The 11,939-nt window shown below is 48.6% G+C and carries 10 protein-coding genes and 1 riboswitch; of the genes, 9 read left to right on the top strand and 1 reads right to left on the bottom strand.

Annotated elements, in window-relative coordinates; genetic code table 11:
* Positions 1-52: 52 nt before the first annotated feature.
* Positions 53-157: riboswitch (SAM riboswitch) on the top strand.
* A gap of 126 nt (positions 158-283) precedes the next feature.
* The 7 genes from OQ477_RS07440 to OQ477_RS07410 all read left to right on the top strand — a co-directional run bounded on the left by OQ477_RS07440 (position 284) and on the right by OQ477_RS07410 (position 6,019).
* Positions 284-985, top strand: a complete 702-nt coding sequence (locus tag OQ477_RS07440) for a phosphoadenylyl-sulfate reductase (protein WP_003154369.1) — start codon at positions 284-286, stop codon at positions 983-985.
* Between the two features lie 12 nt (positions 986-997).
* Positions 998-2,062: an inorganic phosphate transporter gene (locus OQ477_RS07435; protein WP_265971980.1), complete on the top strand. Its 1,065-nt coding sequence runs from the start codon at positions 998-1,000 to the stop codon at positions 2,060-2,062.
* A gap of 48 nt (positions 2,063-2,110) precedes the next feature.
* Entirely contained in the window at positions 2,111-3,259 is a 1,149-nt protein-coding gene (sat, locus tag OQ477_RS07430; protein WP_082997990.1) for a sulfate adenylyltransferase, read from the top strand.
* 13 nt (positions 3,260-3,272) lie between these two features.
* Complete coding sequence (gene cysC, locus OQ477_RS07425; RefSeq protein ID WP_007611313.1) at positions 3,273-3,866, top strand: adenylyl-sulfate kinase; 594 nt, start codon at positions 3,273-3,275, stop codon at positions 3,864-3,866.
* A gap of 124 nt (positions 3,867-3,990) precedes the next feature.
* Positions 3,991-4,764 (top strand): uroporphyrinogen-III C-methyltransferase, encoded by a 774-nt coding sequence (gene cobA, locus OQ477_RS07420; protein ID WP_105937740.1) that lies wholly within the window; start codon positions 3,991-3,993, stop codon positions 4,762-4,764.
* Positions 4,765-5,550 carry a sirohydrochlorin chelatase gene (locus tag OQ477_RS07415; protein ID WP_265971979.1) on the top strand — a complete coding sequence of 262 codons (786 nt, stop codon included), beginning with the start codon at positions 4,765-4,767 and terminating at the stop codon, positions 5,548-5,550.
* The gene (locus OQ477_RS07410) at positions 5,531-6,019 is read left to right on the top strand and encodes a precorrin-2 dehydrogenase/sirohydrochlorin ferrochelatase family protein (protein WP_265971978.1); all 489 of its coding nucleotides are present in this window, start codon (positions 5,531-5,533) and stop codon (positions 6,017-6,019) included. The genes OQ477_RS07415 and OQ477_RS07410 overlap by 20 nt, the downstream gene beginning before the upstream one ends.
* Before the next feature lie 423 nt (positions 6,020-6,442).
* Here OQ477_RS07410 and OQ477_RS07405 read toward each other — a convergent pair whose 3' ends face one another.
* Positions 6,443-8,149: an Rqc2 family fibronectin-binding protein gene (locus OQ477_RS07405; RefSeq protein ID WP_265971977.1), complete on the bottom strand. Its 1,707-nt coding sequence runs from the start codon at positions 8,147-8,149 to the stop codon at positions 6,443-6,445.
* A 119-nt stretch (positions 8,150-8,268) separates the two neighbouring features.
* On the opposite strand from OQ477_RS07405, the gene OQ477_RS07400 reads away from it, so the two are divergent.
* Positions 8,269-10,941 (top strand): calcium-translocating P-type ATPase, SERCA-type, encoded by a 2,673-nt coding sequence (locus OQ477_RS07400; protein ID WP_265971976.1) that lies wholly within the window; start codon positions 8,269-8,271, stop codon positions 10,939-10,941.
* 81 nt (positions 10,942-11,022) lie between these two features.
* A complete protein-coding gene (locus OQ477_RS07395) occupies positions 11,023-11,898 on the top strand; it encodes a YicC/YloC family endoribonuclease (RefSeq protein WP_014417740.1) in 876 nt (291 codons plus the stop codon).
* The last annotated feature ends 41 nt before the right edge of the window (positions 11,899-11,939 follow it).

The raw sequence follows: 11,939 nt of genomic DNA, 5'->3' as shown, positions 1-11,939 counted from the left end.
ACTCGGGTTGACTTCTGTTAGAATTGTGCTAAAATTTAGTACAAATCTAAAAAGCTTATCAAGAGCGGCTGAGGGACTGGACCGATGACGCCCGGCAACCTGCGTGTCATGCAAGGTGCCGCATCCAGAAAAATGCACAGCATTTTGAAGATAAGGGCTATACCGGGTCACTGTCTTTCATTCCGCTGGATTGAAAGTTTTTTATATGAAAAAAGATTGAGGGATAAGACAACCGGCAGAAAACAACAGCTGTTTGATTGTCTCCGGGAGGAGGAAAGGAAAAATGCTAACGTATGACACATGGGAAGAGCCGGCGATTACATTTCCGGAAGACGATTCCTATAAAGGGGCGCTGTCCGTTTTAAAATGGGCATACGGCCACTACGGAGACCAGCTTGTTTACGCGTGCAGCTTCGGGATTGAAGGCATCGTCCTGATCGATTTAATTTCTAAAGTAAAGAAAGACGCGGAAATCGTGTTTCTCGATACGGGTCTTCACTTTAAAGAAACATATGAAACGATCGAAAAAGTGAAAGAGCGTTACCCGGGACTGAACATTATCCTGAAAAAGCCAAGCCTTACTCTTGAAGAACAGGCCGAGGCTCACGGAGATAAACTGTGGGAAAGAGAACCGAACCAGTGCTGCTACATCAGAAAAATTCTGCCGTTAAGAGAAGCGCTCGCAGGGCATCCGGCATGGCTGTCCGGTCTTCGCCGGGATCAAGGGCCGAGCCGGGCGAACACGAATTTCCTGAATAAAGACGACAAGTTTCAATCGATTAAAGTATGCCCGCTGATCCATTGGACATGGAAAGACATCTGGAGATATACTTCCAAGCATGAGCTGGATTACAATATCCTCCACGATCAGGGGTATCCGAGCATCGGCTGTGAACCGTGCACTTCACCTGCGTTTACCGCGGAAGATTTGCGGAGCGGCAGATGGAACGGCATGGCGAAAACAGAATGCGGACTGCATGAATAAAGGAGCTCCACGATGGAATTAGCCGCTATTTTATTCTGCCTGTTTTTTGCCATGAATATCGGAGCCAGCGGGGCCGCGGCATCAATGGGAGTCGCTTACGGGTCCGGCGCCGTCAAAAAGAAAACGTATGCGCTGATCATCTGCGCGGCCGGAGTCCTGTCAGGGGCGGTTATCGGCGGCGGTGAAGTCGTTAAGACGATCAGCGGCGGAATCATTCCCGAACAAACTATTACGCTCACCATTGTCTGCATTATTATCGGATCGGCGGCGCTATCGTTATTCACGGCGAATGTGCTCGGCATTCCGCTGTCGACGAGTGAGGTCACTGTCGGGGCGATTGTCGGTGTCGGCGTCGCGTACAAAGTATTGTTTTTACAGCATCTTTTGGTCATCGTGAGTTTTTGGGTGCTCGTACCGTTCGTTGCGTTCTGTTTCACGTTTCTCGTCTCGAAGGTATTCAGTTCTCTGAATATTCGAGTCATTTCGAATCGGAAACAGAAGATTTTAGGGATTGTGCTGCTGATTGCGGGGTTTTGGGAAGCTTTTTCAGCCGGAATGAACAATGTCGCAAATGCGGTGGGCCCTTTGGTTGCTGCGGGCGTGCTCAGCGTGTCCAAAGGAACGCTGTACGGAGGCATCTTTGTCGCTCTCGGCGCTCTGCTTTTAGGACGTAAAGTGCTTGAAACCAACGGGAAAAAGATTACGAGCTTTTCAGCCGGAGAAGGTATACTGCTTTCAGGAACCGGCGCGGGGCTTGTCATTATCAGTTCCGTCTTCGGTCTGCCGGTCCCATTGGCGCAAGTCACATCATCATCAATTATCGGTATCGGAATGGCCAAAAACGGGCCGAACGTTTTTCATAAAGAAGTCGTGAAAACGATGCTCAAAGTATGGGTCGTTTCGCCGTTTTTGTCACTGTCGATTTCGTATCTGCTTGTCTCCCTGCTGTTAAAAGGAGATTACTATTCCATCTTTATGATGGCCAGCGTGCTTTTGGCAGCTGGCGGAGCCGCCAGTCTGATGAAAGCCATCCGAAAAGAGAAACGCTCTGTCCATGAACAAGGCGGAGGCATTTAACTATTAATCTGAGTTTATTTATCTGTTAACTGGGAGGAATCATGTATTATGAGTTTAGCACCGCACGGAGGAACATTAATTAACCGGGTGAATGAGCAGTATGATCTTACATCCGTCCAAAAAGAAATTGAGCTTGATTTGATTTCGTTCGCTGATTTAGAGCTGATCGGGATCGGGGGGTACAGCCCGATTGAAGGATTTTTCACAGAAAAAGATTACGTGTCAGTCGTTGAAAATATGCGTCTGGCATCCGGGGTTGTCTGGTCCCTGCCGATCACGCTTCCGGTCGATTCAGAAAAAGCGGCTGAGCTTGCCGTCGGCGACACGGTGAAACTGACTTACGGCGGAGAAACATACGGCGTAGTCGACATCGAAGATATTTATACGCCGGATAAACAAAAAGAAGCCGTTCACGTGTATAAAACCGATGATGCCGCGCATCCGGGCGTGAAAAAATTATTTTCACGCGGCGATACGTATGTCGGCGGGCCGATCACATTAATTAAAAAAGCGTCAAAGCAGTTTCCCGAGTTTACATTTGAACCTGCCGATACAAGACGAAGCTTCGAAGAAAAGGGCTGGAAAACCATTGTCGGTTTCCAAACGAGAAATCCGGTCCACCGCGCCCACGAATATATCCAAAAAACCGCGCTTGAGACGGTAGACGGCCTGTTTTTGAACCCGCTCGTCGGTGAAACAAAATCAGATGACATTCCGGCGGATGTCAGAATGGAAAGCTACCAGGTGCTGCTCGATCATTATTATCCGAAAGACCGCGTTTTCCTCGGCGTATTTTTGGCGGCTATGCGGTATGCGGGGCCGAGAGAAGCCATTTTCCACGCGCTTGTCCGCAAAAACTACGGCTGCACGCATTTCATCGTCGGCCGCGATCATGCCGGCGTCGGTGATTACTACGGCACATATGAAGCGCAAGAGCTGTTTGATCAATTTACAGCGGATGAACTCGGGATTACACCGATGAAATTCGAGCACAGCTTCTTCTGCCAGAAATGCGGCAACATGGGAACTGCCAAAACATGCCCGCATGAAAGAGAAGACCACGTCATTCTGTCAGGAACAAAGGTCAGAGAAATGCTGCGAAGCGGCGTCATGCCGCCGGCGGAATTCAGCCGTCCTGAAGTTGTCGAGGTGTTGATTAAAGGGCTGAAAACGAAAGAAGAAGCAGGCGTTTCTTAAGGAGGAAAATAGAGTGACAAATCGTGATATCGTGTGGCATGAAGCCTCAATAACGAAAGAAGAATACCAGCAGAAAAACAAGCATAAAAGCTCTATCCTCTGGCTGACGGGCTTAAGCGGTTCAGGGAAATCCACGATTGCAAACGCCGCAGCGCGCGAGCTGTTTGAACAAGGCTATCAAGTCATCGTGCTTGATGGTGATAACATCCGCCACGGCTTAAACAAGGACTTAGGTTTTTCTGATGATGACCGCAAGGAAAATATACGCCGCATCGGGGAAGTGGCGAAGCTTTTCGTTCAGCAGGGAACCATCGTCATCACGGCTTTTATTTCTCCGTTCCGTGAGGACAGAGATCAGGTGAGAGAGCTTGTGGCAGAGGGCGAATTTAATGAAATCTATGTTAAATGCGACCTCGATATATGTGAAAAGCGCGATCCGAAAGGTTTATATAAAAAAGCAAGAAATGGTGAAATTCCGTTCTTTACGGGGATCGACTCACCGTATGAAGAGCCGAAAGCGCCTGAGCTCGTACTTGATTCAGGCAAATGTGAACGCGAAGAATGCACCGGAAGACTGGTTGACTTTGTGAAAAACAGCTTAGCATAATAGGTCCAAAAAGGCCGCGCAATCAGCCGGATATCCCCCGCAATGGCGGGATATGGTAAAATAGCTGAAGTGCGGCCTCGCGGCTGTTCTGGGAAGATTTCAAAACGGATCGGGGAGACATGCTATGGGGAAAGTATTTATCGTTGGAGCCGGTCCGGGAGATCCGGACTTATTAACGGTGAAGGCAATGAAAGCCATACAGAAAGCGGACGTTATATTATATGACAGATTGGTAAGCAAAGAGATTTTACAGTATGCCGGAGAAGAGGCGGATCTGATTTACTGCGGCAAGCTCCCGGATTTTCACATTATGAAACAGGATACGATCAACCGTTTCCTTGTGAAGTATGCGAAAAAGGGGAAAACCGTTGTAAGGCTCAAGGGAGGCGACCCGTTTGTTTTCGGCCGCGGAGGCGAAGAAGCGGAGGCTCTCGCGCAAAACGCCATTCCGTTTGAGATCGTTCCCGGCATTACATCAGGAATCGCGGCTGCTGCTTATGCCGGCATTCCCGTGACGCACAGAGAGGCGAGCTCCAATGTCGCATTCGTTACGGGGCATTATAAACAAGAAGACGACTTTGAAGAAAAATGGAAAGCGCTGGCGACGGGCATTGATACGCTGGTGATTTATATGGGAATTAAAAATATCCGGCAGATTGAAAGAATGCTGCTGGAAAACGGCAGAGACGCCGGCACTCCGGCAGCCTTTATTCATTGGGGAACGACGGCCAGGCAAAAAACAGTCGTCTGCACCGTCGGCACGCTTTCAGACACCGTGATAAAAGAAGAAATCAAAAACCCGAGCTTAATTGTTATCGGTGATGTCGTCAATTATCACTGCAAACTGGACTGGTATGCATCTGATCAGAAAAATCTGGATTTGAGCGAGGCGTTGTAAATGAAGCAGGCGATTTTATACATCGGGCACGGAAGCAGGCTGAAAAAAGCGCAGACAGAGTCGGCGGCGTTTTTAAAAGGGTGCATGCCGCACGCTGACGCTCCCATTCAAGAAATCTGTTTTTTAGAACTGCAGGAACCGTCTATTGAAGCGGGATTTGAAGCATGTGTCAGACAAGGCGCCACTCATATTGCGGCCGTGCCTTTGCTGCTGTTGACCGCTGTCCACGCAAAACATGACATTCCGGCTGAAATCGCCCGTGCGGCGGCCCTGCATCCCGATATAAAAGTGACATATGGTGTTCCGATCGGAGTGGACGATGAAGTCTTAAAAGCGGTGCATCATCGCATTGAAGATACCGGAGTGCCCATTGAGCAGGCGAAAGTGGTGCTGATCGGAAGAGGAAGCACAGATCCGGCAGTTAAAAACGCAGTCAGTGAGATTGCCGGAAAACTTGAGGCGATTACACCTGTTAAAGAAGTCATCCCTTGTTTTTTAACAGCATGTGACCCGCACTATAAAGAAGTGTTTGCCGGCCTTGAAGAGGATGACGGAGCACCCGTTTTTATCGTTCCATATCTTCTGTTTACCGGGCTTTTAATGACTGAGATTGAACGGGAAGTTCAAAAGCTTCAAACGATCAATCAAAATGTTCATCTCGCTTCATACTTAGGTTTTCACCCTCATATTAAGCAGGCGTTTTTGAACCGTGTGTCAGAAGCTGTTCGAAACCCCGGCGGTCAGTTTGATTTTAAGGGGGGACAGTATGCTGCCTCTGCACATTAATTTAAGCGGAAAAAGAATTATCATCGCGGGCGGAGGCAATGTTGCCTTAAGAAGGCTCAAAACGGTGCTTCCGGAAGGCGCGGATATTACTGTAATCAGTCCCGATGCCCTGCCTGAAATTAAACAGCTGGCGGATGAAGGACGTATCCGCTGGGTTTCCCGTAAAATTGAAATGAAGGATCTCGCGCCCGCTTTTTTCATCATTGCCGCGACAAATGACCGCAGCGTGAATCAGGAGATAGCCGCGAGCGCTTCTGAAACGCAGCTGGTCAATTGTGTAAGCGATGCTGAACAGGGCAGCGTGTATATGCCGAAGATCATCCGCAAAGGGCGCATTCAAGTATCCGTATCAACAAGCGGCGCAAGCCCGGTACATACGAAAAGACTGGCTGAGGACATAGAGCCTCTCATTACTGCTGATTTGGCTGAAGAAGTGGATCGATTATTTGAGAAAAGAAGAAGACCATAAAAACACCTTGTCTGTCATCAGGCAGGGTGTTTTTTATACTGTCCTGACAGTCCGTCGAATGTGAACAATTCAAAACGAAAGCGGGCAGTTTGAACGGTATATGCCGACAAGCGGTCAGGATTGCGAAGTGATGCGGAATATGTATCTGATCCCAATGCCGCCTGGATTCCGCCCGCATTCAAGGAAAGATCAGAGACCCGCCCGGATGTGCTCAGGTGCGGCGAGGGAAGTTGACAGTATCCGCCGCCAAATCAAGGTGTGACCGCTTTAATCAGAGACGGCCCCGGCGGATCAGGCAGACATGACGGGAAACTGATCAGATATTGTAAAGATCGGTTCTGACGGCTGGTAGAGTTTCGTCTCCGTTTATACGTAATAAAAAACACCTCCAAGCTGAGTGTGGATTTCAGCTTGGAGGTGCGTTTATTTTTTCAGCCGTATGACAAGGTCGGCATCAGGTGTGACAAATACGGTGTGCTGGCTGTCATAGGTGACAAATCCGGGCTTTGCGCCGTTTGGCTTTTTCACGTGTCTGATTTTTGTATAATCAACCGGAACGGAGCCGGAATCTTTCGCTTTGGAAAAATAAGCGGCGATCGCAGCCGCCTCCAGTATGGATTGTTCATCCGGATCGCTGCTTTTAATCACAACGTGGGAACCCGGAATGTCTTTCGTGTGGAACCATAAATCATCCCTTGCGGCAGCTTTTGTCGTTAAGTACTCATTTTGTTTATTGTTTTTGCCGACAAGAATCGTCAATCCCCGTGAAGATTCATATTGCTCCAAAACAGGAACGTGCTGCTTCTGTTTTTTCTGTCCTCGCTGCTGTTTCGGTCGCAGATATTTGCCTTCGACAAGCTCTTCCCTTATTTCGTGAATATCCTTTGTGGAGGCGGAGGAGAGCTGCTGGATCAGCTGATCGAAATAAGCGATTTCCTCCTCGGCCAGACGGATCTGTTCTTTTACCACCTCGACGGAATTCTTCGCCTTTTGATACTTTGTAAAATACATCTGCGCGTTTTCTGACGGTGTTTTGTTCGGATTTAAAGGGATGGTCACTGTCTTACTTTCTTCATCATAATAATTGATGACTTCCGCTTCTTTGTCACCTTTTTTCAGCATATACAAATTTGCCGTCAGCAGTTCGCCGTATAGCTGGAATTCCTTCGCATTCTCTGAGTAGTCGAGCGTCTTTTCCAGCTTTTTTATCTTATTGGCGTTCTTTTTCCGTTCATTTGCGACAAACCGCTCGAGATCCTGAGCCTGCTGTTTGACGCGGTCGCGTTCCGCCTTGCCGAAATAAAACCGGTCCAACAGCTCACTCAGTGAGTGAAAGGTGCGCTCCTCTCCGTTTACATGTGTGAGAGACAGGAGATAAAAGTATTCCTTTCCGCCGGCTGTTGTAATGTTCGGTGTAAACCTGCAATCTTTCACAGCATGGAACATTTCAATCAGCGTCTTCGGCAGCGTTATTTTGTTAGCGAGACCCGCTCTGTGCACGGCTTCTTTTGCAAACAGCGGAGAAACACCGGAGAAATGTCTGACGATTTGCTGGTCAAGCCGTCCTTCCTGGAAACTGAGATAACGCAAAATGTCTTCTTCATCCGCGGCCAGCGGCGAAATTTTTTCCTGAGCGGGGGGAAGCTTGTAATCATAGCCCGGCAGAACGGTCCGGTAGCTGTTCATCGACGGAGATAAATGCTTCAGTCCGTCGATGATGGCTCCTTCTCCGTCAGTCAGAATAATATTGCTGTGCCGTCCCATAATTTCAACATACAGCGTTCTGACGGTTTCGTCGCCGATTTCATTTCTGCTTTTTATGCGGAATATCATAATCCGGTCTAATCCGGCCTGTTCTATTTTCTCAATAAATCCGCCTTCTATATGCTTTCTGAGCAGCATACAAAACATCGGCGGCTCGCTCGGATTTTCATAGGCCTGGTTTGTCATGTGCACCCGTGAATAGCTCGGATGCGCCGATAATAATAATTTATGGTTTTTTCCGTTAGCGCGGATATGGAATATCACATCGTGCTTAAAAGGCTGATGGACTCTCGTGATCCGGCCTCCGGCGATCCGGCTGTTTAATTCATGTGTCATTCCGTATGTAAACATGCCATCAAAAGACATATAAAACACCCTTTCCTTCTTCCTGCATTCGATAATTATAGCATGAAAAGGGACGAGTCAGAATAAGCTTGTTTACAGAGTGACATCTCTAAAGCGAGGCAGGGGAGTGGACGAGAAGAATGAAGTTTCATGAAATGGGACAAACCGATTTGCTGAAAGCAACAAATACGTCCATTAAACAGGGGTTGACCGAAAAAGAGGTGAAAAAACGCCTTGAAAAGCACGGACCGAACGAGCTTCAGGAGGGCAAGAGGACACCGGCGATCGCGGTGTTTTTCGCCCAATTTAAAGATTTTATGGTGCTCGTGCTGCTGGCGGCAACCTTAATATCCGGGTTTTTAGGCGAATATGTAGATGCCGTAGCGATTATGGCGATTGTATTTGTCAATGGGGTTCTCGGTTTTTTTCAAGAGCGGCGTGCGGAAAAGTCTTTACATGCATTAAAAGAGCTGTCAACGCCGTATGTGTCAGCGTTGCGGGACGGGAGCTGGAAGAAAATTCAGTCCAAGGAGCTCGTTCCCGGCGATATTATGAAATTTTCAAGCGGCGACCGGATTGGCGCGGATGTGCGGATCGTTGAAGCGAAAAGCCTTGAAATTGAGGAATCGGCGCTGACCGGGGAATCAATTCCGGTGGTGAAACAAGCTGATAAACTGAGAAAGCCGGAGGTTTCGTTAGGCGACATCAGCAATATGGCGTTTATGGGTACGATCGTAACGCGCGGCAGCGGTGTCGGCGTCGTCGTCGGTACAGGAATGAATACGGCAATGGGGAAAATCGCCGATATGCTGGAATCCGCCGGCAGCCTTTCAACACCGCTGCAGCGAAGACTTGAAGAGCTCGGCAAAATTTTAATTATCGTCGCGCTCCTTTTAACGGTATTGGTCGTTGCAGTCGGCGTCTTACAGGGACATGAGCTTTACAGCATGTTTTTGGCCGGAGTGTCATTGGCCGTCGCCGCGATTCCGGAAGGGCTTCCCGCCATTGTTACGGTGGCCTTATCAATCGGCGTCCAGCGCATGATCAAACAAAAATCAATTGTCAGAAAGCTCCCGGCGGTTGAAACATTGGGCTGCGCCTCTGTCATTTGTTCTGATAAAACCGGCACGCTGACACAAAACAAAATGACCGTCACCCATATGTGGTCAGGGGGAAAAACATTTAAAGTGTCAGGCATCGGCTATGAGCCTGAGGGCGTTTTCACCCGAGATGAGCGGGAAATCAAGCCGAAAGATGAGAAGATTCTTGAACAGATGCTGGTTTTCGGCGCGTTGTGCAACACATCCGAAATCGCACTGAAAGACGGCCATTATGTACTCGACGGTGATCCGACAGAAGGAGCGCTGCTGACGGCTGCAAGAAAGGGCGGCTATTCAAACGATTGGCTCAGCGGGCATTACCGTGTGGTTGCCGAGTTTCCGTTTGACTCCGTCCGCAAAATGATGACCGTCATTGTAGAGGATAAGGAAAAAAAGCAGTTCGTCATCACTAAAGGAGCGCCCGATGTGCTGATTGACCGCTCGTCACATCTGATGTACGACGCAAGAAGCGCGCCATTTTCAGGAGAAAAGAAAGCAGAAACGGAAGCGGTTCTGAAAGAGCTGGCGTCGCAAGCTTTGCGTACGATCGCGATTGCTTATAAACCGCTTAAGCCCGGAGAAAAGCCGACAATGGAGCAGGCGGAAAAAAATCTGACGATGCTCGGCTTGTCAGGCATAATTGATCCGCCCCGTCCGGAGGTCAGACAGGCGATTAAAGAATGCCGTGAAGCCGGCATTAAAACGGTTATGATCACAGGGGATCACGTCGAAACGGCAAAGGCCATTGCGAAAGATTTGCGTCTTCTTCCGAAAAAGGGGCGTGTGATGGACGGGAAGACGCTGAATGAGCTTACGGAGAAAGAACTTATCGAAACGGTCGATGATGTCTACGTCTTCGCACGCGTGTCGCCTGAACATAAATTGAAAATCGTCAAAGCGTTCCAGGAAAACGGACACGTCGTCGCCATGACGGGAGACGGGGTTAATGACGCGCCGGCCATAAAGCAGGCAGATATCGGTGTTGCCATGGGTGTGACGGGAACGGATGTGGCAAAGGAAGCCTCTTCTCTCATTCTGGTAGATGATAACTTTGCTACGATTAAATCAGCCATAAAAGAGGGACGGAATATCTATGAAAATATAAGAAAATTCGTCCGGTATTTGCTCGCCTCCAACGTCGGTGAAATTTTAGTGATGCTGTTTGCGATGCTTCTCGCTCTGCCGCTGCCGCTCGTTCCGATTCAGATATTGTGGGTGAACTTAGTCACTGACGGGCTGCCGGCGATGGCCCTCGGTATGGATCAGCCGGAAGGAGATCTGATGAGGCGGAAGCCGCGGCATCCGAAAGAAGGAGTGTTTGCGAGAAAACTGGGCTGGAAAGTCGTATCAAGAGGGTTTTTAATCGGAGCCGCAACCATTTTAGCGTTTATCATCGTCTATCACCGCAATCCTGAAAATCTGCCCTACGCACAGACCGTTGCATTCGCGACTCTTGTTCTGGCTCAGCTTATACACGTGTTTGACTGCCGGAGCGAAACGTCTGTTTTCTCCCGGAATCCGTTTGAAAATATCTATCTGCTCGGCGCCATCATTTCTTCTATCTTCCTGATGGTCATCGTCATCTATTATCCGCCGCTGCAGCCGATTTTCAAAACAGTGCCGATTACGCCGGGCGATTGGATGCTGATTATCGGTATGTCGGGCATACCTACTTTTTTGCTGGCGGGTTCACTTTTGACAAGAAAAAAATAATTCCATATGATATAATCTTAGGGGTAATAGCATGTCTATTGCCCTTTTATTTTGATAACGGGAAAGAATTGGGTGTTTCATATGATACGGAGTATGACAGGCTTCGGCAGCGCAAGCAGCACAAAAGGCGATCTCTCGGCAACCGTTGAATTGAAATCCGTCAATTACCGGTTCAAAGAAGTGAACGCCCGCCTGCCACGGCCTTTGCTATATGTAGAGGATAAGCTGAAACAAACGATATTGCAGCATATACAGCGCGGAAGAGTAGAGCTGTTTCTCACTGTAAACAGTGACGCGCTCATAAAAAGAAGCCTGAACATCGATTGGGAGCTCCTTGATGAATATGTGAGCGCCGCACGCGTCATGAAAGAGCGCTACAGCCTGGCCGCAGAACCCGATGCAATGGATTTCTTTAAATTTGAACATATTGCGCAGATACACGAGGAACAGATGCGTGATGACAAGCTTGAAGAAGTCATCAGGGAAGCCGCTGAGCTGGCTGTAAAGGAACTTTGTGACATGAGGGAAAAAGAAGGACGGCTTTTGGCGGAAGACTGCTTTCTGCACATTGAGCGGCTTGAGACGCTGTCCGAACAGGTGAAAGAGCGCGCTTCGGCCGTTGTTATTCAATATCGCGAGCGTCTTTACGCCCGAATGAAGGAATGGACGGAGGACGCGCTCGACGAAAGCAGGCTGATCACGGAATGCGCCATTTTCGCCGACCGTTCTGATATCACGGAAGAAATTACCAGATTGAAGAGCCATTTTGTTCAATTCCGTGATATATTAAAAGAAGGCGGGGCAGTCGGCCGCAAACTTGATTTCCTTGTTCAGGAGCTTAACCGGGAAGCGAACACGATCGGCTCAAAAGCCAATGATCATCAAATCACAAAGCTTGTCGTTGAAATGAAAAGTTCTATTGAAAAATTGAAGGAACAAGTGCAAAATATAGAATAGCGACTGTGCGTATTGTTTACAGACGGTCTCTTCAGGTTACA

It is taken from the genome of Bacillus sp. ChL18 (assembly GCF_026241425.1).
Lineage (GTDB): Bacteria > Bacillota > Bacilli > Bacillales > Bacillaceae > Bacillus > Bacillus velezensis.
This window is presented reverse-complemented; position numbering and strand designations above follow the sequence as displayed.

What these genes read in the sequence shown, in the direction of transcription:
- OQ477_RS07405 (WP_265971977.1), bottom strand. Translation starts at nt 8,149, where the DNA reads ATGTCTTTTGATGGCATGTTTACATACGGAATGACACATGAATTAAAC.
- OQ477_RS07395 (WP_014417740.1), top strand. Translation starts at nt 11,023, where the DNA reads ATGATACGGAGTATGACAGGCTTCGGCAGCGCAAGCAGCACAAAAGGC.
- cobA (WP_105937740.1), top strand. Translation starts at nt 3,991, where the DNA reads ATGGGGAAAGTATTTATCGTTGGAGCCGGTCCGGGAGATCCGGACTTA.
- OQ477_RS07440 (WP_003154369.1), top strand. Translation starts at nt 284, where the DNA reads ATGCTAACGTATGACACATGGGAAGAGCCGGCGATTACATTTCCGGAA.
- OQ477_RS07435 (WP_265971980.1), top strand. Translation starts at nt 998, where the DNA reads ATGGAATTAGCCGCTATTTTATTCTGCCTGTTTTTTGCCATGAATATC.
- OQ477_RS07415 (WP_265971979.1), top strand. Translation starts at nt 4,765, where the DNA reads ATGAAGCAGGCGATTTTATACATCGGGCACGGAAGCAGGCTGAAAAAA.
- OQ477_RS07410 (WP_265971978.1), top strand. Translation starts at nt 5,531, where the DNA reads ATGCTGCCTCTGCACATTAATTTAAGCGGAAAAAGAATTATCATCGCG.
- OQ477_RS07400 (WP_265971976.1), top strand. Translation starts at nt 8,269, where the DNA reads ATGAAGTTTCATGAAATGGGACAAACCGATTTGCTGAAAGCAACAAAT.
- sat (WP_082997990.1), top strand. Translation starts at nt 2,111, where the DNA reads ATGAGTTTAGCACCGCACGGAGGAACATTAATTAACCGGGTGAATGAG.